Source organism: Aminobacter niigataensis, assembly GCF_014200015.1.
GTDB classification, from domain to species: Bacteria; Pseudomonadota; Alphaproteobacteria; order Rhizobiales; family Rhizobiaceae; genus Aminobacter; species Aminobacter niigataensis.
Map to the genome: position 1 here is coordinate 232,479 of NZ_JACHOT010000005.1, position 20,500 is coordinate 252,978.

At 64.9% G+C, this 20,500-nt stretch carries 22 protein-coding genes; 7 read left to right on the forward strand and 15 right to left on the reverse strand.

Annotation, left to right across the window (positions count from 1 at the left end):
• Positions 1–56 precede the first annotated feature (56 nt).
• Both ribB and aroC read right to left on the reverse strand, forming a co-directional pair.
• Positions 57–1,154, reverse strand: a complete 1,098-nt coding sequence (gene ribB / locus GGQ99_RS18460) for a 3,4-dihydroxy-2-butanone-4-phosphate synthase (RefSeq protein WP_108608964.1) — start codon at positions 1,152–1,154, stop codon at positions 57–59.
• Positions 1,155–1,247: 93 nt separating this feature from the next.
• Positions 1,248–2,345 (reverse strand): chorismate synthase, encoded by a 1,098-nt coding sequence (gene aroC, locus GGQ99_RS18465; protein ID WP_183263647.1) that lies wholly within the window; start codon positions 2,343–2,345, stop codon positions 1,248–1,250.
• Between the two features lie 281 nt (positions 2,346–2,626).
• Here aroC and GGQ99_RS18470 point away from each other — a divergent pair, with 281 nt between their 5' ends.
• The gene (locus tag GGQ99_RS18470; protein WP_108608966.1) at positions 2,627–2,875 is read left to right on the forward strand and encodes a DUF1344 domain-containing protein; all 249 of its coding nucleotides are present in this window, start codon (positions 2,627–2,629) and stop codon (positions 2,873–2,875) included.
• A gap of 19 nt (positions 2,876–2,894) precedes the next feature.
• Here GGQ99_RS18470 and GGQ99_RS18475 read toward each other — a convergent pair whose 3' ends face one another.
• The 4 genes from GGQ99_RS18475 to GGQ99_RS18490 all read right to left on the reverse strand — a co-directional run bounded on the left by GGQ99_RS18475 (position 2,895) and on the right by GGQ99_RS18490 (position 5,925).
• Complete coding sequence (locus GGQ99_RS18475) at positions 2,895–3,482, reverse strand: histidine phosphatase family protein (RefSeq protein ID WP_183263648.1); 588 nt, start codon at positions 3,480–3,482, stop codon at positions 2,895–2,897.
• Positions 3,483–3,501: 19 nt separating this feature from the next.
• Positions 3,502–4,320 (reverse strand): enoyl-ACP reductase FabI, encoded by an 819-nt coding sequence (fabI, locus tag GGQ99_RS18480; RefSeq protein WP_108608968.1) that lies wholly within the window; start codon positions 4,318–4,320, stop codon positions 3,502–3,504.
• Between the two features lie 108 nt (positions 4,321–4,428).
• Positions 4,429–5,370: a DnaJ C-terminal domain-containing protein gene (locus tag GGQ99_RS18485; RefSeq protein WP_183263649.1), complete on the reverse strand. Its 942-nt coding sequence runs from the start codon at positions 5,368–5,370 to the stop codon at positions 4,429–4,431.
• A 90-nt stretch (positions 5,371–5,460) separates the two neighbouring features.
• A complete protein-coding gene (locus GGQ99_RS18490; RefSeq protein WP_246389650.1) occupies positions 5,461–5,925 on the reverse strand; it encodes an RT0821/Lpp0805 family surface protein in 465 nt (154 codons plus the stop codon).
• 42 nt (positions 5,926–5,967) lie between these two features.
• Here GGQ99_RS18490 and pdxH point away from each other — a divergent pair, with 42 nt between their 5' ends.
• Positions 5,968–6,585, forward strand: a complete 618-nt coding sequence (pdxH, locus tag GGQ99_RS18495; RefSeq protein WP_183263650.1) for a pyridoxamine 5'-phosphate oxidase — start codon at positions 5,968–5,970, stop codon at positions 6,583–6,585.
• A 30-nt stretch (positions 6,586–6,615) separates the two neighbouring features.
• On the opposite strand, the gene GGQ99_RS18500 is transcribed toward pdxH, so the two are convergent.
• Positions 6,616–7,368, reverse strand: a complete 753-nt coding sequence (locus GGQ99_RS18500) for a crotonase/enoyl-CoA hydratase family protein (RefSeq protein WP_183263651.1) — start codon at positions 7,366–7,368, stop codon at positions 6,616–6,618.
• Between the two features lie 25 nt (positions 7,369–7,393).
• Positions 7,394–9,172, reverse strand: a complete 1,779-nt coding sequence (locus GGQ99_RS18505) for an acyl-CoA dehydrogenase family protein (RefSeq protein WP_183263652.1) — start codon at positions 9,170–9,172, stop codon at positions 7,394–7,396.
• Between the two features lie 168 nt (positions 9,173–9,340).
• Here GGQ99_RS18505 and GGQ99_RS18510 point away from each other — a divergent pair, with 168 nt between their 5' ends.
• Positions 9,341–9,586 (forward strand): hypothetical protein, encoded by a 246-nt coding sequence (locus tag GGQ99_RS18510; RefSeq protein WP_183263653.1) that lies wholly within the window; start codon positions 9,341–9,343, stop codon positions 9,584–9,586.
• A gap of 51 nt (positions 9,587–9,637) precedes the next feature.
• Positions 9,638–10,834 carry a glycoside hydrolase family 25 protein gene (locus GGQ99_RS18515; protein WP_183263654.1) on the forward strand — a complete coding sequence of 399 codons (1,197 nt, stop codon included), beginning with the start codon at positions 9,638–9,640 and terminating at the stop codon, positions 10,832–10,834.
• A 23-nt stretch (positions 10,835–10,857) separates the two neighbouring features.
• Here the strand turns inward: GGQ99_RS18515 and purD are convergent, their stop codons facing one another.
• The 3 genes from purD to GGQ99_RS18530 form a co-directional block, all read right to left on the reverse strand.
• Positions 10,858–12,135 carry a phosphoribosylamine--glycine ligase gene (gene purD / locus GGQ99_RS18520; protein WP_183263655.1) on the reverse strand — a complete coding sequence of 426 codons (1,278 nt, stop codon included), beginning with the start codon at positions 12,133–12,135 and terminating at the stop codon, positions 10,858–10,860.
• Positions 12,136–12,211: 76 nt separating this feature from the next.
• Positions 12,212–12,484 (reverse strand): Txe/YoeB family addiction module toxin, encoded by a 273-nt coding sequence (locus GGQ99_RS18525; RefSeq protein ID WP_183263656.1) that lies wholly within the window; start codon positions 12,482–12,484, stop codon positions 12,212–12,214.
• Positions 12,481–12,735 (reverse strand): type II toxin-antitoxin system prevent-host-death family antitoxin, encoded by a 255-nt coding sequence (locus tag GGQ99_RS18530; RefSeq protein WP_183263657.1) that lies wholly within the window; start codon positions 12,733–12,735, stop codon positions 12,481–12,483. Before GGQ99_RS18530 ends, GGQ99_RS18525 begins: the two co-directional genes overlap by 4 nt.
• 100 nt (positions 12,736–12,835) lie before the next feature.
• Between GGQ99_RS18530 and ubiA the strand changes: the two genes are divergently transcribed.
• Positions 12,836–13,819 (forward strand): 4-hydroxybenzoate octaprenyltransferase, encoded by a 984-nt coding sequence (ubiA, locus tag GGQ99_RS18535; protein ID WP_183263658.1) that lies wholly within the window; start codon positions 12,836–12,838, stop codon positions 13,817–13,819.
• Here ubiA and GGQ99_RS18540 read toward each other — a convergent pair whose 3' ends face one another.
• The 3 genes from GGQ99_RS18540 to GGQ99_RS18550 all read right to left on the reverse strand — a co-directional run bounded on the left by GGQ99_RS18540 (position 13,820) and on the right by GGQ99_RS18550 (position 16,939).
• On the reverse strand, positions 13,820–14,386 hold the full coding sequence (locus GGQ99_RS18540) for a DUF6101 family protein (RefSeq protein ID WP_183263659.1): 567 nt from the start codon (positions 14,384–14,386) through the stop codon (positions 13,820–13,822).
• A gap of 168 nt (positions 14,387–14,554) precedes the next feature.
• On the reverse strand, positions 14,555–15,985 hold the full coding sequence (locus tag GGQ99_RS18545; RefSeq protein ID WP_183263660.1) for an FAD-binding oxidoreductase: 1,431 nt from the start codon (positions 15,983–15,985) through the stop codon (positions 14,555–14,557).
• Between the two features lie 15 nt (positions 15,986–16,000).
• A complete protein-coding gene (locus GGQ99_RS18550) occupies positions 16,001–16,939 on the reverse strand; it encodes an L-threonylcarbamoyladenylate synthase (protein WP_183263765.1) in 939 nt (312 codons plus the stop codon).
• Positions 16,940–17,140: 201 nt separating this feature from the next.
• Between GGQ99_RS18550 and GGQ99_RS18555 the strand changes: the two genes are divergently transcribed.
• Both GGQ99_RS18555 and GGQ99_RS18560 read left to right on the forward strand, forming a co-directional pair.
• A complete protein-coding gene (locus GGQ99_RS18555) occupies positions 17,141–17,545 on the forward strand; it encodes a hypothetical protein (RefSeq protein WP_108608981.1) in 405 nt (134 codons plus the stop codon).
• Between the two features lie 95 nt (positions 17,546–17,640).
• Complete coding sequence (locus GGQ99_RS18560) at positions 17,641–18,024, forward strand: hypothetical protein (RefSeq protein ID WP_108608982.1); 384 nt, start codon at positions 17,641–17,643, stop codon at positions 18,022–18,024.
• Positions 18,025–18,057: 33 nt separating this feature from the next.
• On the opposite strand, the gene glyS is transcribed toward GGQ99_RS18560, so the two are convergent.
• Positions 18,058–20,349 carry a glycine--tRNA ligase subunit beta gene (gene glyS, locus GGQ99_RS18565; RefSeq protein WP_183263661.1) on the reverse strand — a complete coding sequence of 764 codons (2,292 nt, stop codon included), beginning with the start codon at positions 20,347–20,349 and terminating at the stop codon, positions 18,058–18,060.
• Between the last annotated feature and the right edge of the window lie 151 nt (positions 20,350–20,500).

Here is a 20,500-nt window from a genome sequence, read left to right on the forward strand (position 1 = left end):
GACAGGAGGATGCGCCGCAGCCGGCGGATGTCAATCACCCCTCAAAGGGGTGAAAATCAGCGGATTTCGGTCTTGGCGATGCGGATGCCAAAACCTTCGAGGCCGACATAGTGGCGTTCGCGCGAGGCAACCAGGTTGATCGAGGAGATGCCGAGATCCTTCAGGATCTGGGCCCCGAGGCCGATCTGGCGCCATTCGTCTTCACGATGGCGGGCCTCTTCATGATCCTCGCGTTCGGCCGAAGGCCGGTTGCGACCGAGATTGGAAACGCCGACCGACCCTTCGCGCAGATAGACGATGACGCCGCGCTTGCACTCGCCGAAGGTCTTCATGATGTCGCCGAGGCGGTTGCTGGTGCCGAACACGTCGGTCACCACGTCCTCGGTGTGCAGGCGCACCGGCACTTCCTCGCCGTCGCGGATGTCACCGAAGACGATCGCGAGGTGGTGCATGACGTCCCACGGCAGCGTGTAGGTGATGGCCTTGGCCGTGCCGGCTGGGGTCTCGATGTCGAAAGTATCGACGCGCTCGATCAGCGTCTCCTGGCGCTGGCGGTAGGCGATGAGATCGGCGACCGAAACCTGCTTGAGGCCATTCTTCTCGGCAAAGGAGGCAACCTGCGGGCCGCGCATGACGGTACCGTCGTCGTTCACCAGTTCAGATATGACACCTACCGGCGGCAGGCCGGCGAGCTTGCACAGGTCGACGGCAGCCTCGGTATGGCCCGAGCGCATCAGGACGCCGCCTTCACGTGCGATCAGGGGGAAGATATGGCCGGGGCGGACGAAGTCCGAGCCGCCGACGTTGCCGTTGGCCAGATTGCGCACGGTCAGCGTCCGGTCCTCGGCCGAGATGCCGGTCGTGGTGCCGTGCTTGAAGTCGACGCTGACGGTGAAGGCCGTGGTGTGCGCGGAATCGTTGTCGGCGACCATCGGCGTCAGGTTGAGCCGCCTCGCATCTTCCTTCAGCATCGGCGTGCAGACGATGCCGGAGGTATGGCGCACGATGAAGGCCATCTTCTCGGCCGTGCAATGGACAGCGGCAACGATCAGGTCGCCCTCGTTCTCGCGCCCGTCATCGTCCATGACGACCACGATCTCACCGCGCTCGAAGGCTCTCAGCGCTTCGACAACTTTCTTCTGATCGTATGGCATGTGTGCTCGCTTCGCTCGTTCTGGCGAATAGGGAATAGTGAGTAGCGAATAGAGGGAAACCGTACCATTCGCTACTCACTATTCGCTATTTGCTCATCTTCCCGTCTGTCCACGATGGCGCAGATAATGGTCTGCAATGGCGCAGGCGACCATCGCCTCGCCGATCGGTACGGCGCGGATGCCGACGCACGGATCGTGCCGGCCCTTGGTCATCACGTCGACGTCCTTGCCATCCTTGTCGATCGACTTGCGCGGCGTCAGGATCGACGAGGTCGGCTTGACGGCGAAACGCGCAATCACCGCCTGCCCTGTCGAGATGCCGCCCAGTATACCGCCGGCGTGGTTCGACAGGAATATCGGCTGGCCGTCATTGCCCATGCGCATCTCGTCGGCGTTCTCTTCGCCGGTGATGCGCGCGGCTTCGAAGCCGTTGCCGATCTCGACGCCCTTGACGGCGTTGATCGACATCAGGTTGGAGGCGATGTCCTGGTCGAGCTTGCCGTAGATCGGCGCACCGAGCCCCGCAGGCACGCCCTCGGCGACGATCTCGATCACCGCGCCGACGGAGGAACCCGATTTGCGGATGCCGTCGAGATAGTCGGCGAAGCCCTGGACCGAAGCCGCATCCGGCGTGAAGAACGGGTTCTCGGCGCTGCCGATGAAGTCCCAGTCCCAGTTGGCCCGGTCGATCGACTTCGTGCCCATCGACACCAGCGCGCCGCGCACGACCAGCCCTGGCACGACCTTGCGGGCGATGGCACCGGCAGCCACGCGTGCCGCCGTTTCGCGCGCCGACGAGCGTCCGCCGCCGCGATGGTCGCGCAGGCCGTATTTGACGTCGTAGGTGTAGTCGGCATGGCCCGGGCGATACTGCCGGGCAATCTCGCCATAATCCTTGGAGCGCTGGTCGACATTCTCGATCAGCATCGAGATCGGCGTGCCGGTCGAAATCAGTGTCTCGCCGTCCTCGTCAGGGATCACGCCCGACAGCACCTTGACCTCGTCGGGCTCGCGGCGCTGGGTGACGAAGCGAGACTGGCCCGGCTTGCGCTTGTCGAGTTCGTCCTGGATGTCCTTCAGTGTGAATCGAATGCCGGGCGGGCAGCCGTCGACAACGCAGCCAAGCGCCAACCCATGGCTCTCGCCCCAGGTGGTGACGCGGAACAGATGGCCGAAGGTGTTATGCGACATGCAAGAGCCCTTTCCGGGGGGTATGGGGCCTTCTAGCGCATGCCCCCGAAAAGTAAAATTCCTTTTCGGAAAGGACCATGCGCCAACTCCCGGGAATGGCGCATCCTTGCGCCTCTGCAACGACACATGGGGTGCAATTGCCTTTTTAGCGGTGGTCAAACCGTGATCGGGGACGATTTAGTTTTGACACATTCGGTTGGTTTCTGCTTCCCTCCGACCGCCCGTAAATCGTCGCCTTTCGGGGGAGAGGCGTGAAAGAACGTAAAAGAAAGAGGACGATAATGCGTACCCTTATTGGCGCTGTTGCCGCCGTTCTGATGATCACCGGTGCCGCGCTGGCCGCAGAGGCCGAAGGCCAGGTCAAGTCGGTCGACAAGGACAAGTCGGTCATCACGCTCGACAACGGCAAATCCTACAAGCTTCCGGGCGAGTTCGATGTCGACAACATCAAGCCCGGCATGGAAATCCTGCTGGCCTATGATGTGGTCGAGGGCGAGAACCTGATCACCGACATGGAACTGCCGCAGTAGGCACCAAAATGTCCGGCCGCTAGATCCAGTCCAGGCGGCCGCCTTCCAGTTTCAGCACGCGGTCCTGGGGAACCTCCAGGGCCGCGGCTCTGTTTTTGGGCAGGTCTTCGACAAGGCGGAAGATGGCGCGGATGACGCCACCGTGGGTGACGCATACAGTCGGCTGCACGACCTCCGCCAACCACGGGCGGATACGGGCGGTGAGCATCTCGTAGCTCTCCGCATCCTTGCCGGGCGGCACGAAATCCCACTTGTCGTGCAGGCGCGCCGTGCTGGCGCCGGGCTGGCGTTCCTCGAGCTCGGGGAAGGTGAAGCCCTGCCAGTCGCCGAAGTTTACCTCGACCAGGCGGCTGTCGGTGCGATAGGCCGAGGGATCGAGCCCCATCGCCTTGCGCGCGCGCTCCATGGTCTCGCGGGTTCGCCGCATCGGGCTGGCCACGAAATCGAAAGTCTCCGGATCGGCAATGAGCTCAGCGAGCCGGCGGCCATTGCGGTCGGCCTGTTCCCGTCCGAGCGCATTGATGTCGGTGTCGGCCTGGCCCTGCAGGCGCTGCTCGGCGTTCCAGGGCGTCTGGCCGTGGCGCACGAAATAGGTGAGCGGGGTCATGTCAGGCTGATGCGGGATGTCAGTCCTTGACGGCTGCGATATCGGGCGCATCGACCGCCTTCATGCCGACGACATGATAACCGGAATCGACGTGATGCACCTCGCCGGTGACGCCGCGCGACAGGTCGGACAGGAAATACAGGCCGGAATCGCCGACTTCCTCGATGGAGACGGTACGGCGCAGCGGGGCGTTGTACTCGTTCCACTTCAGGATGTAGCGGAAGTCGTCGATGCCCGAGGCAGCCAACGTCTTGATCGGGCCGGCGGAGATCGCGTTGACGCGGATCTTCTTCGGGCCGAGGTCGACGGCGAGATACTTCACGCTCGCCTCGAGCGCTGCCTTGGCGACGCCCATGACGTTGTAGTTCGGCATCACCTTCTCGGCGCCGTAATAGGTCATGGTCAAAAGCGAGCCGCCATCGGTCATCAGCTTCTCGGCGCGCTGGGCGACCGCCGTGAAGGAATAGACCGAGATATCCATGGTCTTCAGGAAGTTGCCATGGCTGGTGTCTACATAGCGGCCGGTGAGTTCGTCCTTGTCGGAGAAGCCGATGGCGTGGACGACGAAGTCGAGCTTGCCCCACTTCTTCTCCAGCGTCTCGAAGCAGGCGTCGATGGTCGCCATGTCGGTGACATCGCAATGGCCGCAGACGAAGGCACCGATTTCGGCGGCCAGCGGCTCGACGCGCTTCTTCAGGGCGTCGCCCTGATAGGTGAAGGCGAGTTCGGCGCCCTGGTCGGCGCACGCCTTGGCAATGCCCCAGGCGATCGATCTGTTGTTGGCGACGCCGAGAATAAGGCCGCGCTTGCCGGCCATCAGGCCCTGTCCACCCGCCATATGAGCGCTCTCCGATGCAAGAATTGTTTGGGAGAGCCTATCGCATAGGCAACTCATGCCTTCAAGCATTGATACGCCGATGGCCGGCGACGTCGCGCCGGCCGGCTGTCAGCCGTTGGACTTGCGCATCAGCTCTTCGAGCGCGGCATCGCCGCCCTCGGGCAGCATAACGCGAACATGGACATAGAGGTCGCCATGGCCGCCGGCCTTTTCGGGCAGACCACGCCCTTTGATGCGCAGGACCTTGTCCGAGCTCGACCAGGCCGGCACGTTGACGGCAAGCCGCCCGGCCGGTGTTTCCACCGCAAGCTTGGCGCCGAGCACGGCATCGCGCAGCGGCACCGGCAGGTCGGCATGAAGGTCCCTGCCCTCGACGCGATAGCGCGGATGGCGGCGGAACCTGATCTTGACGAGTGCATCGCCCGCGCCGCCAAGGCCCTGCTCGCCCTGGCCCTTGAGCCTGATGGTCTGGCCGTCCTCGACATACTCCGGCAGCTTGACGGCCATCTTGCGTCCGTCAGGAAACATCGCCGCGACCTTGGGCGCAGTCGCAGCTTCCTCGATGGTCACGTCGAGCGTGACATTGACGTCGGCACCGGGCTGAGCGCGCTGGCCGCCCCTCATGCCGGCGCCCGCACCTGCCCCCGGGCCGCGCTGGCTGAAGGAATCGCCGAAAATCTGGCTGAAGATGTCGCCGGCGTCGAAGGATGCGCCGCCGGGACCGCCGGAACGGAATTCGAAGCGCGAGCCGCCAGGCCCGGCCTGCTGACGGCGGAAGCCGCCGAACGGATCGCCGCCCGCAGCACCTTCGAAGCCATGGAAGCGCTGCTTGCCATCGGCATCGATCTCGCCGCGGTCGAACGCGCCCTTCTTCTTCTCGTCGCCGAGAATCTCGTAGGCCTGGTTGGCAGCGGCAAAGCGTTCCTTCGCCTTGGGATCATCGGGATTCTGGTCCGGATGATGCTTCTTGGCGAGCTTGCGGTAGGCCGCTTTTATGTCCTTGGCCGAGGCGTTCTTGGCAACGCCCAGCACCTCATAGGGGTCGCGCATGCGCAGTTCCACAACAGAGAAAAAGGGTTGGTTCCCTCCTATATGCGCTTGGCTAGGAAGAAATTCCAGAGGCAGGGATGCCGCAAAGCGTCAGGCGGGCTCGAATGCCACCATCTGCCAGGCGCCGGCACCGGCGGCACACACCTCGCCCTTGAACAGGCTGACGCCGTCGAAGCTTTCGCGCGAGGCGGCAAATTGCCGGCACAACACGCCACGTCCGGTGCTTTCCACCAGCGCGCTGATCGAACCGCGAGATCCGGTCTCCGTATTGGCCCAAGGAATCGCCTGCCCTTGCAGGCCTTCGACATCGGCGGAAGAGACGGCGTTGCGGATCGTCGCCTCGTCGGACAGCCGATTCGCATCGCTGCTGCGGTTGGCGTCGTCCGGAACCTTGCTGGTCAGCAGCGTTCGGTCCACCTCGGCCTTCTCCAGGCTGAAGCCGCCAACGCCACAGGCGCTGATCGTCGTCAGGCTAAGCAGCAGCACCACCTTGAAGGATCGGAACCCGAATTGTGGGAGGCAATGGCCCTCAAAGGCTTGCGCGAAGCGCGACAATAGGCATTCTCCCGGTCGTAAATGGCAGGTCGAGTAAGAGCTATGACGGACACTGAGTTAACAAGCGGTGACTTCACCGAGAGCGCCGAGCCTTATCGGCTGTTTGCAGCCTGGCTGAAGGACGCAACGGCCAGCGAACCGAACGATCCCAACGCGGTGGCACTGGCAACCGTCGACACCGACGGGCTGCCGGACGTGCGCATGGTGCTGCTCAAGGGCTTCGACGAACATGGCTTCGTCTTCTACACCAACTTCGAGAGCGCCAAGGGCCGCGAGATACTGGCGACGATGAAGGCAGCCATGTGCTTCCACTGGAAATCGCTGCGGCGCCAGGTCCGGGTGCGCGGCCCGGTGGAGATCGTCAGCGATGCCGAGGCCAACGAGTATTTCGCCACCCGTCCGCGTGGCAGCCGCATCGGCGCCTGGGCGTCGAAGCAGTCGCGCCCGCTTGAAAGCCGTTTCGCGCTGGAGAAGGCGGTCGCCGAGTACACCGCGCGCCACGCCATCGGCGAAATCCCGCGCCCGGCGCACTGGTCAGGCTTCCGCATCGTGCCGAGCCAGATCGAGTTCTGGCACGACCGTCCGTTCCGGCTGCATGACCGCGTCGTCTTCACCCGCGCTGCCGACGGCGGCTGGGACAAGGACAGGCTGTATCCGTAAGCCCTTCACCCTCCCCGGGGAGGGTGAAAATCAGCCCTTCTTCCGCGTCATGAAGGCGACGAGCGCGGCGCGCGCCTCGTCGGATTTGAGCCGGGCACGGAAGTGCTCGCCTTCCACCTTGATGCGGGCGACGAGCTCCGAGCGGTCGCCGCGCATCAGGTCGCGGGCGATCTTCAGCGCTTCCGGCGGCTTGGTCGCGATTTCACGGGCAGCCGCAAGCGTTGCGGCCTCCAGCTCGTCTTCAGCCACGACTTTGTAGATCAGCCCCGCAGCGAGCGCCCGTTCCGCCGGGAACCCCTCGCCCAGGCCGAGCAGCGCAAAGGCACCCTGGCGCCCAAGCACCTGCGGCGCAAGCAGGCTGGACCCCGCCTCCGGCACCAGTCCCAGGTCGACGAAGGGCGTGCGGAACACGGTACGCGGCGTGGCGAAGGTCAGGTCGCAATGCAGGTTGATGGTCGTGCCGATGCCGACGGCGATGCCGTCGACGCCCGAAACCACCGGCTTTTCGGTCCTGGCCAGGGCAAGCAGGAAATCCCAAACCTCGCCGCCACCTTCGCCACCAGTGGCGATCGTCATGAAGTCGGCGAGGTCGTTGCCGGCCGAGAACGCGCCTGGCACGCCGAGGAAGACATGAACGCGCACTGCCGGATCGGCATCGCCGGCGGCAAGTGCCGACGCCATCTCGGCATACATGGCTCGGGTGATCGCGTTCTTCTTGTCCGGACGGTTCATCCGGATGGTCTGCACGGCATCCTGCCGTTCGATGATAATGTGGTCGCTCACGTCAGACTGTTCCTCGTCCCATAATTCATGCCGAAAGCAGCGCCTTGGCGGCTTCGCGCAGGCTTGCCGCGCCGCCGGTGACGCGGTCCTTGAGAGCCGCCGTCTCGCCGAGCAGGTTCTCGGCAAAGAACCGGCACAATGCCACGCGCCCGGCATCGCCATCGGCAAGGGCCGCGCGTGCCAGATAGGCGCCGCCGGCAGCCAGCGCGAACAGCCGGAGATAGGGCGTGGCACCGGCCAGGGCGTCGTCCGTCCTGCCGTCCTCGAGCAGCTTCTGCAGGAAGCGCGTGGTCTGCTGCAGGTCGTCCAGCGACTGCTCAAGGCAGATGGCGCTGCGGCCGTAGTCCTCGCTGTTCAGCGCCGCAACCGCATTGGCCACCGCGTCGAGTTCGCCGATATAGTCGAAGACGTGGTCGCCATTGCCCAGCGGCAGCTTGCGGATGACGAGGTCGATCGCCTGGATGCCGTTGGTACCCTCATAGATCGGGGCGATGCGGGCATCGCGCAGCAGCCGGGCCGCACCCGTCTCCTCGATGAAGCCCATGCCGCCATGCACCTGCACGCCAAGCGACGCGACATCGACGCCGACATCAGTGGGGAAGGCTTTCGCGACCGGGGTCAACAGATTGGCACGGTCCTGCCAGTGCGCCTTGGCCGAACCTTCCGAAACCAGCGCCATGTCTATGGCATAGGCACAGGAATAGGCGATGGCCCGCGCGCTTTGCGTCAGCGCCTTCATGGTCAACAGGTTGCGCTGCACGTCGGGGTGATGGACGATCGGCGCCATGCCCTCGCCGGTGTAGCCGGATGCCTTGCCCTGCCGGCGGTCGTTGGCATAGGCGAGCGCCTTCTGGAAGGCCGTCTCGGCCACCGCCACGCCCTGCATGCCGACGGCGAGGCGGGCGTTGTTCATCATGGTGAACATGCAGGCAAGGCCCCGGTTTTCCTCGCCGATCAGCCAGCCGACCGCACCCGGCTCGCGGTCTTTAGCAAAACCGTCGCCATAGATCATCGTGCAGGTCGGCGAGGCGTGGATGCCGAGCTTCTCCTCGAGCCCAGAGCAGAACACGTCGTTGCGTGCACCCGGCGTGCCGTCGTCGTTGAGCAGGAACTTTGGCACGAGGAACAGTGAGATGCCGCGCGTGCCGGCCGGCGCATCGGGCAGGCGCGCCAGAACCAGGTGCACGATGTTGTCGGTCAGGTCGTGCTCGCCATAGGTGATGAAGATTTTCTGGCCGAAGATGCGGTAGGTGCCATCGCCGGCGCGCTCGGCACGGGTGCGCAGCGCTGCCAGATCCGACCCGGCCTGCGGCTCGGTCAGGTTCATGGTGCCCATCCACTCGCCCGAGACGAGCTTTGCCAGATAGGCCGCCTGCAGTTCCTCCGATGCGTGTTTCTCCAGCGCCTCGACCGCGCCCATCGACAGCGTCGGGCCGATGCCGAAGGCCATCGAGGCCGAATTCCACATTTCAAGCGCCGCGACCCCGATCATCGTCGGCAGGCCCTGGCCGCCGAACGCCTCGGGACCGTTGAGGCTGTTCCAGCCGCCCTCGGCCCAGTGTTTGTAGACGGCCTTCCAGCCGGGTGGCGTGGTCACGGCCGCGTCCTTGAGCTTTGCCCCCACCTTGTCGCCGATCTCGTAGAGCGGGGCCACCTCTTCGCTGGCGAAGCGACCGGCCTCACCCAGGATGGCGTCGACCAGATCTTCGCCGAGGTCGCCAAAGGTTCCCGCATCGAGCGCCGCCTTCAGCCCCGCGACGTGCTTCAACGCAAAGGCAATCTCTTCCACCGGGGCGCGATACATGACACTTCCTCCTGGTCATCCCACGCGGCCCGTCGGCCGCCTTGCGCGACACACTATCCGCCTTCCGCCGCCGAGGGGAAGTGACTTTTGACGTAAACGTCAATTTTTTGACAGGCTTCGAACTAAAGTCTGGCGCTGCTAAAAGGGGCGAAACAACGAGGTTCACAGATGCTCGCCCGCCCCGATCCCTACAGCTGCATCGAATGCGGCCTGCCGTTCCGATCGGAGGGTTTCTGCTATCACGAGGGCAGGGTCGAGAATGGCGCCGCCTACTGGACCGACCGCGGCATCCTGTGCTCGCCCAAATGCTCTCGCGCGCACTACCGCAAGCGCGCTGCCGACGGCACGCTGCCGACGGAAGCCGCGCCCGATCCTTTCGACCTGCAGGCGATCTCATTCAACGACGGCAAATAGGGCGCCTTTGCAACCGCTGGGCGGTGGAGCTTCATCAGCATTTCCTTAACCATGGCGGTTCACCATCGGTTCGTCACCGAGGATGGCCGCTTGAGGGGATTGACGTCCAAGCTTCACCGTTTCGCGCTCGCGGCGCTCACCGCCGCGTGGGCCATTCACCTGCCCGCGACGGCTGAAGCCTCCGATTTCTCCGAACCGTGGAAGAAGGTCGACCGGGCGCTCGTCATCGACGCCTACGAATACAATTCGATCGACTGGCAGAAGCTCGCCGGCGACAAGCGCATCGTCGGCTTCATCAACAAGGCCTCCGACGGGCTGCCGCCAGCCTATTCCTGCTCCGGCGACGAAACCGCCTACAGGCTGTGCAAGGCGCTTTGGAAACGCCATGCGGTGGCGCGCGAACTGTTCCACACCCGCAGGACCGTCGCCAAGGCGCTCGGCCTCAAATGGGGCGCCTACCACCTCGCCCGCCCCGGCAACCCGATCGAGCAGGCGGAGAATTTCCTCGACTTCGCCGAGCCGGGCCCCGACGACCTGATGGCGCTCGACATCGAGGAGAACGACCCGACGAAATGGATGTCGCTGGAGGATGCGGAAATCTTCATCCGCCACATCTTCCTGCGCACCGGCCGCTATCCGATCCTCTATACCAACGGCTCGACGTCCCGCTATATCGCCGACAACCGCTACCGTTACCGGCTCCTGTCACGCCTGCCGCTCTGGTACGCCCGCTACAAGCCCGAAATCGGTATCCATTTTCCGAAGGGCAACTGGCAGAGCTACACGCTGTGGCAGTTCTCGGCGCAAGCCAATTGCGGCATCCGCCGCTGTCCCTACCGGGTCGCCGGCACGCCCAACGACATCGACGTCAACGTCGCGCCCATGGATGCCGAAAGCCTGCGAAAAGTCTGGCCGTTCGGCCAACTGATCGAATCGACCGACGAATTCGTCGCATCGGTGCCGGTGCCTATCGCCCGCGAAAACGGACTCAGGGGCGAAAGCCGCATTACCTATGCCTCGGTCGCCTATCCGGTGCGCCTTGATCTTCTGGCGGAAGCGCTGCGCGCGAGCTGGAACAAGGCAGTCATCGGCGCCGTGCCGGCGATCCAGGCGCCTGCAAGCCGGTATTCCCATGGCATGGCGGAATACATCGCCGCCAGGCTCGACGCACGCCTCAATACCGGCCGCAAGGCCGAGTTCGACCCGGTTTCAACCGCCTCGACGGAGATGGACAGCGCCGCGCGCTAGCCGGAGGCGCCTAAATCCGGCGCCTACTTCCGCTGTTCGCGTTCCACCGCAAGCCAGCCGATGTCGCGGCGACAGAAGCCTTCCGGCCAGTCGACCAGATCGACCGCAGCATAGGCTTTCTGTTGCGCTTCGCTGACGTTCTTGCCGGTCGCCGTGACATTCAGCACGCGGCCGCCATTGGCAACGATCTTGCCGCCCTGCACGGCGGTGCCGGCATGGAACACCCGGGCGCCGGAGGCTTCGGCCTGGTCGATGCCAGAGATGACCGAGCCCTTTTCCGGCGTGCCGGGATAGCCCTTCGCTGCCATCACGACGGTAAGTGCGGCCTCGTCGCGCCAGCGCGCCGAGACATGGGCGAGCTGGCCGTCCGTGGCAGCGTTGAGCAGCACGAGCAGGTCTTCCTTCAGCCGCAGCATCAGCACCTGGCATTCGGGATCGCCGAAGCGGGTGTTGTATTCGATCAGCCTCGGCCCCTTGTCGGTCAGCATCAGGCCGGCAAACAGCACCCCGGCAAAGGGCGAGCCCATCTCGGCCATGCCGCGCATCGTCGGCTCGATGATCTCGCGCATCGTCTGCTCGATCAGTTCGGGCGTCATGACGGGCGCCGGCGAATAGGCGCCCATGCCGCCGGTGTTAGGGCCAACGTCACCGTCGCCGACACGCTTGTGGTCCTGCGCCGTGCCGAAGGGCAGCGCGGTCTTGCCGTCGCAGAGACAGAAGAAGCTCGCTTCCTCGCCGGTCATGAATTCCTCGACGACCACCGATGCGCCGGCACCGCCAAAGGCACCGTCGAAGCAGCCGTCCACGGCGCCCAGTGCCTCGTCCAGCGTCATCGCCACGGTCACGCCCTTGCCGGCAGCCAGGCCGTCCGCCTTGATGACGATCGGCGCTCCCATCTTCTCGACATAGGCGCGGGCCTCGGCGGCATTGTCGAAACGACCATAGGCAGCGGTCGGGATACCGTAGCGGGCGCAGAGATCCTTGGTGAAGCCCTTGGAGCCCTCGAGCTGGGCGGCCGCCTTCGACGGGCCAAACACCCGGATGCCTGCTGCGCGCAGGTCATCGCCGATACCCGCCACCAGCGGGCCCTCAGGCCCCACGACGACAAGATCGATGGCCTTGTCCTTGCAGAAAGCAGCGACCGCGGCATGGTCGGCGATATCGAGCGCCACCAGTTCGGCTTCCTGGGCAATGCCGGGATTGCCGGGCGCGGCATAAAGCCTGGTCAGCATCGGCGATGCCGCAAGCTTCCAGGCCAGCGCGTGTTCGCGGCCGCCTGAGCCGATGAGCAGGATGTTCATGCGCTTGACCTCTTGCCGATGCGGAATTTGATGCACCCGCTAGTGGTCGAGAGGGACGAGGTCAAGCGCCCCGCGCCTATCGGTGATAGTGAAAACGGCAAGCGACTATTTCAAGCGCCTGGTTTTCTCCGGTTCCGATCACCCGATAAACTAACCGGTGCTCGTGATTGACGCGCCTGGACCACCATCCGGACATTTCGTTGCGCAAAGGTTCTGGCTTGCCGATGCCAGCGAACGGGCTACGTCGCGCATCCCGGATCAATTCGTTGATCCGCACCAAAATCTTGGCGTCCGTCTCCTGCCAGTAAAGATAGTCCTCCCAGCCTTTGGCAGTCCAGAGAACCTTCACGGCTCGATCAGTTCATGCTCTTCGAGCTTGCCGGCATTGGCGTCCTCGATGGACTTCAGCAATCTTTCAGCGTTTACCGGATTGCTGAGGAGATACAGCGTCTCCTTCATGCCCTCCCACTCGGAAAGAGGAAGAACCACCACAGGTTCATGATTCTGTCGCGTGACAATCAGTTCGGTCCGGTCTTCCTCGACCTTGTCGAAATGCTTGGCCATGTTGGCGCGAAGTTCTGTAAGCGTGACATAGGCCACGGCAGCCTCCTAAGTTCTCACTGTACATATATACGTACATCTCACCCGCTTCAAGCCGGAGCCGCTTGACGCCCGCCCGCCTCGCTGGCACTCCCGTCACATGGAACAGATCCAATCGAAAGCCGGCCAGGGCCGGGTCGCCGACGCCCCCAGCGGACATTGGGTTTACCGCGCCTTGCCGCGCGGCCTGTGGCCCTACGCGCAGCTCGCGCGCTGGGACCGGCCGATCGGCTGGGTGCTGTTGCTCTGGCCGTGCTGGTGGTCGGCGGCGATGGCGGCAAGCGCCTTTGCCCGCCCCGGCGACAGCCTGATGTCGCTGCTGCCATCGCCCTGGTTCCTCTTTCTGTTTCTCGTCGGCGCCGTCGCCATGCGCGGCGCCGGCTGCACCTACAACGACATCGTCGACGAAGGCATCGACGCGCAGGTCGAGCGCACCCGGTCGCGCCCCCTGCCCTCCGGCCAGGTCACGCGCAGGCAGGCCTGGACATTCCTAGTGCTCCAGGCGCTGGTCGGGCTTGTCGTGCTGTTGCAGTTCAACAGCTTCGCCATCCTGCTCGGCATCTCGTCGCTGGCGATCGTGGCGATCTACCCGTTCATGAAGCGCATCACCAACTGGCCGCAGTTCGTTCTGGGCCTCGCCTTCTCGTGGGGCGCGCTGATGGGCTGGGCGGCCGAGTTCGGCGACCTCGACGCCCCGGCCGTGCTGCTCTATTTCGGATCGGTCATGTGGGTGATCGGCTACGACACGATCTACGCCCACCAGGACAAGGAAGACGACGCGCTCGTCGGCGTGAAGTCGACGGCACGTTTCTTCGGCGAAAACACCAAATCGTGGCTGGTCGGCTTGTACGCCGGGGCGCTGATGCTGTTTGCGACGGCTTTTGCCATCGCGCAGGTGCCGATGCCGGCGCTGGCAGGACTGGTTGCCGCCGGCATCCACATGGCGCGGCAGATCACGTCGCTCGATATCGACGATCCCGACCAGTGCCTCCGACTGTTCAGGTCGAACGGCCAGGTCGGATGGATCATCTTCATCGGCTTGCTTTGCGGCGGCGCCTGGGTGGCGCTGAAGCCGCTGATCTGATCACGCCCGGGCGATGATCTCCTCGCCGTCGATGACGAGGCGCACGCCGAGATTGCCAGACTTGCGGCGGGCGAGGAAGCGCGGCCGGCGCATGCGCGACACGCGGCCCTTGCGACGATCCTGTGCCGGCATGGTCTTGATCGCCGCACCGAGCGACTCCTCGAGCGTGCGGGCAATGCCGTCCGCCTCGATCAGCAGCATCGGCAGGCTGTAGAAGTCGGCCCAGGCGCGCCAGTCGGCGGCAACGTCGTCGAGATCGTGGGCAACCAGCAGCGGCACCGACAGCATCGGATCGTTGTGCAGCAGTTCGAGCGTCACCGTGACGTTGAGGTTCTCGTCCTCCATGGCACGCGCAGCGACACCGCGAAAGGCGCGGGCCGGCAGTGCGATGATGGCGGGGAGCCCGCTCTGCGCCAATACCCGGCGGATGACGGCGCCGCGGTGGTCGATGGTGAAGGTGACGTCGCCAAGGTCGTCACGCGTGGCGTAGCTGACCATCTGCGGCAAGCGGAACGGGTCGAGGCGCATGTTGCGTCCCGCCCAGACTGGCTTCAGTCCGGTGTTCATATTGTGCCTTCCTGTTATCTCCTGAGAGCCGGTTTCCGGTCTCTCCGGACCAGTTTTCCCGGTCTCGTTGGGAAGGACACTAGCGGGGTCGCCTTACCGCCCCGCTTAAGAAATTCGGTTAAATTTTGCTGATCGCGGCGATGGTTATCGGAATGCCACCAGAGACGTTCAAATCGTCTTGCCGGGGTTCATGATCCCGGCAGGATCGAACGCCGACTTGACCCTGCGCATCAGCTCGATGGCGTGCGGAGGTGCTGTGGCAATCAGCTCGTCGCGCTTAAGCTGGCCTATGCCGTGCTCGGCGGAGATCGAGCCATTCATGCTGCGGACCACGTCGTGAACGGCCTTGTTCATGTCGCGGTACAGGGCGAGGAACGCCGCAGCTTCCGTGCCCACCGGCTGCGAGATGTTGTAGTGCAGATTGCCGTCGCCCATATGGCCGAAGCAGACCACCCGCGCCTCGGCACACACTCCGGCAACAGCCACTGCCGCCTGCTCGATGAAAGCCGGAATACTGGCGATGGGCACCGATATGTCGTGCTTGATCGAGGCGCCTTCCGGCTTCTGCGATTCAGGCAGCATCTCGCGCAGGCGCCAGAACTCGTTCGCCTGGCCCACGCTCGCTGCAATCACCGCATCGTCGACCTGGTCGGCCTCGAAACCGGCAGACAGGATATCCTCGATCAGCGTGCGCGCATCCTCGGCCGAACGGCCCGACGAGATTTCCATCAGCACTTCCCAGGGCCAATCGTCCATGAGCGGCGGCCGGGCATCGGGGATGTGGCGCATGGCGAAGCTCATGGGCGTCCGGCCGATGAGCTCGAAAGCGGTAAGCGCCCCTCCGCCAAGGTCCTGCGCGATGTTGAACAGCGCCAAAGCCGCCTCGGCCGACGGCAGGCCGACCCAGGCGACTTCGCGGCCCTTCGGCTTCGGGAAGAGCTTCAGCACGGCGGCGGTGATGATGCCGAGCGTGCCTTCCGCGCCGACGAACAGGTTCTTCAGGTCGTAGCCGGTATTGTCCTTCTTGAGCTTGCGCAGATCGTCCAGCACCTCGCCGGTGGGCAGCACCACCTCGACGCCGAGGCAGAGTTCGCGGGCATTGCCATAGGCCACGACGCCTGTACCGCCGGCGTTGGACGACAGGTTGCCGCCGATCTGGCAGGACCCTTGCGACGCCAGCGACAGCGGATAGAGCCGACCGACCTCGTCGGCCGCCTTGTGCAACGTGTCGAGCACGACGCCGGCTTCGGCGATGACGGTGTTGGAAACGGGGTCGATCTCCCTGATCCGGTTGAGCCGCGACAGCGACAGCACGACCTGGCCACCTGAACGGTCGGGAACCTGACCGCCGACAAGCCCGGTGTTGCCGCCCTGCGGCACAATCGGCGTGCGCGTCTCCGAAGCGAGCTTCATGATCGCGCTCACCTCCTCGACGCTGCCCGGGCGCAGCACCAGCGTGGTTGCGCCGGTGAACAGCCCACGTGGCTCATGCACATAGGGCTCGATGTCGGCCTCGGCGCGAACGGCGTAGCGCTCACCTACGATGGCAGCAAAGCGCTCGGCGAGCGCGGGATCGAGGCCGGGAAGGTTTTGCGTCATCTCGTGAAGCTAAATTCAGACGTGGGGATTGTCACGGGGTGCTGCCGCACGCGCCAGCCGGTCGTTGATCGCTTCGCCGAGCTCTTCCGATGGCACCGGCTCGACGGCAATCATTCCGGCACCGCTGCGGTCGAGCGCCTGAAGGTGCGCGAAGAGGTTCGTCGCCGCTTCGCGCAGGTCGCCGCTCTCGGAGAGGTTCAAGAAGGCCCGCGCCTGCTGCCAGCCTTCGGCACGCCTCGGCCCGAAGCCGAGCAGCGCCTCGCCTGCCCCGACGATACCTGCGTTGAGCCGCATCACGGCACCCGGCGCATAGTGCGAGGCGAGCATGCCCGGCGCTTCGATGCCGGCGGTGGCACCGCGCAGCAAAGGCGCGCCGGCTACCGCTTCGATCTCGCTGGCGGCAACTCCGCCCGGGCGCAGCAGGCGCACCTTGCCGTCCTCGACCTTGACGATCGTCGACTCGAGCCCGACCGGCGTGGCGCCACCATCGACGACAAGCGGAATACGGCCACCAAGGTCGCTCGCCACCGCCTCGCCGCTGGTCGAACTGATCTTGCCCGACGTGTTGGCACTGGGTGCCGCCAGCGGCCTCCCGAGCCTTGCGATCAGCGTGCCGCCAAATCCCTTGGGCATGCGCAGTGCAATCGTGTCGAGACCGGCCGTGACCAATGGATGAATGCCTGATCCAGCACGCAGCGGCACGACCAGCGTCAGCGGGCCGGGCCAGAATTTTTCCGCCAGCCTCCGCGACAGCGGATCGAAGACGCCGATGCGCTCGGCCATGGCCATGTCGGCGACATGAGCGATCAGGGGATTGAAACGCGGGCGGCCCTTGGCCTCGAAGATGCGGGCGACCGCCTCGCCATTGGTGGCGTCGCCGGCAAGGCCATAGACGGTCTCGGTCGGGATGGCGACAACTTCGCCTGCGCGGAGCAGGGCCAGTGCCGCGTCCATCGCCTTGTCCGCTGCGATCAATTCCGCCACGTCATAGCATTCCAGTTGAATGCCCCGGTCCCTAGCCCGCATCCGGCTGGGCGACAAGACCGAGACCCACAAATTTAGCCATTGCCTAAAATGCAGGGCATCTTCGCAAGCCGGCTGCAACCGCCGGCCAGCTACATTGCCCTCAAAGGTTGATTCAAAACTGAGGGCTAAATGCGCCTGTTTGCTGCGTTTCTTGTTGCCGGCATCGTCGCTTCCGGGTCGGCCCATGCGTCATCGATCGTCGTCGTCAAAGACGACGCGGCCAGCCCGTCGTCGATCACCGTCGAAGTACCGAAGTCGACATCCGGCGCAATCGTCGCGATCGGCATGCCAGGCATCGATACCGGCAAGGTTGCCGCAGTCGACGCCAAGAGCTCCAGCCCCGAACTGGCCCCCGAAATGATGGTCATACGCGGCGGCGAGGTCGGCAGCGCATCGCCGGAACCGGCATCGGCTGCGCCGGCCTCGGCAGATGCCGCCGCGCCTGCCCAGCAGGCCGCCAGCGGCCAGCCTGCCCTGCCGGCGTCGTCTGACCACGCAGCAGTCGATCCAGCAGTGCCGGTCGAAACACAGTAGACTGGCTTGACCGCCTTCCAGTCGATGTGCAGGTTCGCGCAGCGTTCGATGCCGCGCGAACGGCACATACGCAGATTTGGACAAGGGGTTGATCCATGAAGGCAATTCGTTTGACGTCGGTAGGGCTCGCCGCCGCACTCTTCCTCGGTGCAAGCGCCGCGCAGGCCGACCAGTTGCTCGGCACCTATGTCGCACGCATCTCGGAACGGGATCACCAGGCCAGTGACGGCTATGCGCTCGACAGCGCAGCCCAGGTCGTGCGGCAGGATCGCGCCAACGTCCACCGGCACATCCAGACCGACGAGGAAGACGACATCGACGGCTGGTTCACGACCAATGCCAAGCGCGCTCGCTTCGAGCAGTTGTTGAACCGGCCAGGCGCGATGAGCAATTCGACCCGCAGCGCCATCTTGCACGGCGATCCGCTGATCGAGGTCGAGGTCTACCGCGAGAGCGTCAGGGTCCGCCTGCTCGACTAGCAATATGCGAGGGCGGCCCTGCGCCGCCCCGCCTCAGCCTGCGATCTTGGAGAAATCGGCAACCTGGTCGGTCGCCGCACGGATGCGGGCGAGCAGCGCCAGGCGATTTGCCCGCACGGACAGATCCTCGTCATTGACCAGAACCTTCTCGAAGAATGAATCAACCGGTTCACGCAGCACGCTCAGCGCGCGCATGGCGCCGGAAAAGTCTTCATTCCGTATGGCTTGGCCGGCTTCGCTGATGGCCTGATTCATCGGCGCGAACAGCGCCTTCTCGGCTTCCTCGCGGAACAGGCCGGGGTCGACGGCGGCGGCTACGGCCGTGCCCTTCTTCTCCTCGGCAGCCAGGATGTTCGCCGCGCGCTTGGTGCCGGCAAGCAGGTTCTTGCCGTCCTCGGTGTCGAGGAACTGACCCAGCGCCTCGACCCGGCGGGTGATGGTCAACAGGTCGTCGGCCTCGGGCGTGATCACCGCGTCGATCAGGTCGTGGCGGGCGCCGAGCTCGCGCAGGTAGACCTTGAGACGGTCATGGAAGAACGCCAGCAGGTCGGCCTTGAGCGCGCCAGAACCTGCGATGACTTCCTTTCGCAGCTCGGCCTCGTAGGCGGCAAGCGCATTGTCGACGTCCTGCTCGCCATCGACGTCGCCGCTGTCGATCGCCGCCTGCGAGGCTTCGAACGCCGCCAGCCGGCGCTGGACGGAGGCCTCCTCGAGCTGCCCGAGTGCTGCATCGAACAGCCCCTGCAGCGGCAGGCTGCCACGCGCCGACAGGATGATCCTGACGATACCGAGGGCGGCGCGACGAAGCGCATAGGGGTCCTTCGAACCCGTCGGCTTCTCATCGATGGTCCAGAAGCCGACCAGCGTGTCGAGCTTGTCGGCGAGCGCCACCGACACCGAAACCGGATCTGCCGGCACGCGGTCGGAAGGGCCCTGCGGCTTGTAGTGTTCTTCGAGAGCGGCAGCGACCGACGGGCTTTCGCCCTGCAGCAGCGCATATTTGCGGCCCATGGCACCCTGCAGTTCGGGGAACTCGCCGACGACCTCGGTCTGCAGGTCAGCCTTGGCGAGCACGGCCGCACGGTCGGCCAGCTTCGGTTCGGCACCGACCAGCGGCGCAATGGCGCGGGCCAGCCCGCGGATGCGCTGGACGCGCGCGCCTTGCGTGCCGAGCTTGGCGTGGAAGGTCACGCCGAGATGGTCGAGGCGGGCCATGCGCTGGTCGAGCGGCTTCCTGAGGTCGAGCCCGAAGGCTTCCGCCGACGACTTCAGCGTGCCGAGGTCGGGCAGGTCGCCCTGGTCGGTGTTCCAAAAATAGAGCGCGTCCGACAAGCGCGCGCGCACCACCTTGCCGTTGCCGTGGGCGATCTCCTTGCCGCCGTCCTTGGCCTCGATGTTCGAGGTCAGGATGAAATGGTTGGAGAGCGCATCCTCCTGGCCCTGCGGTCGCGTGACGAAGCACTTCTGGTTGGCACGGATGGTCAGCCGGATCACCTCGGCCGGAATCTCCAGGAAGGCATCCTCGAAGGTGCCCATCAGCACGACCGGCCATTCGACCAGCCCCGAAACCTCTTCCAGAAGCCCCTCGTCCTCGACCAGTTCGAGCCCGCTGGCAAAGGCCAGGTTGCGCGCGTCGGCGACGATCATCTCCTTGCGGCGGTCGGCGTCGATGACGACCTTGGCGGCCTCCAGCTTGGCGGCATAATCATCAAAGCGGCGTACGGTGATCGCCTCGGGCGCGTGGAAACGGTGGCCGTAGGTGACGTTGCCCGAACGGATGCCGTCGACCTCGAAGTCGATGACGACTGGCTCCTCGGTCTCGGGACCAAAGGTGCAGACGATCGACTGCAGCGGACGCACCCAGCGCAGGCTGCCCGGCTTGGCCGAGGCCGGGCCCCAGCGCATCGACTTCGGCCAGGGGAAGCTCTTGACGATCGCCGGCATCAGCTCGGCGATGATTTCCTCGGCCGAACGGCCCGGCTTGGAGATGTGGGCGACGTAGAAATCACCCTTCTTGGGATCGCTGTGGACATGGGCCTCGGAGATCGAGGCGAGGCCGGCGCTGCGCAGGAAGCCCTGGATCGCCGCTTCCGGCGCCTTGGTGCTCGGGCCCTTGCGTTCCTCGCGAATGTCCTTGGAGCGAGCCGTCAGCCCCCTGATGTCGAGCGTCAGCCGGCGCGGCGTCCAGTATTCGCGCGCCGCCTCATAGGTCAGCCCGGCCTCGACCAGACCGTCGGTCAGCATTTTCCTGAGATCGCCCGCCGCCTTGCGCTGCATGCGCGCGGGGATTTCTTCGGAACGCAACTCTAAAAGCAGATCGGGCATCGGACGGGCTCACGCGGGAAATGGTCCGCGCGGCATAGCAACTCAGCTGCCCGCTGTCACCTCCAGTGCGCGTCGAGCAAAATTCCATGCGGCTGTCGGGCCGCGGCCGATCGAATCGTCCTTGGGATGAAGATTTCCATGAACCGAATGC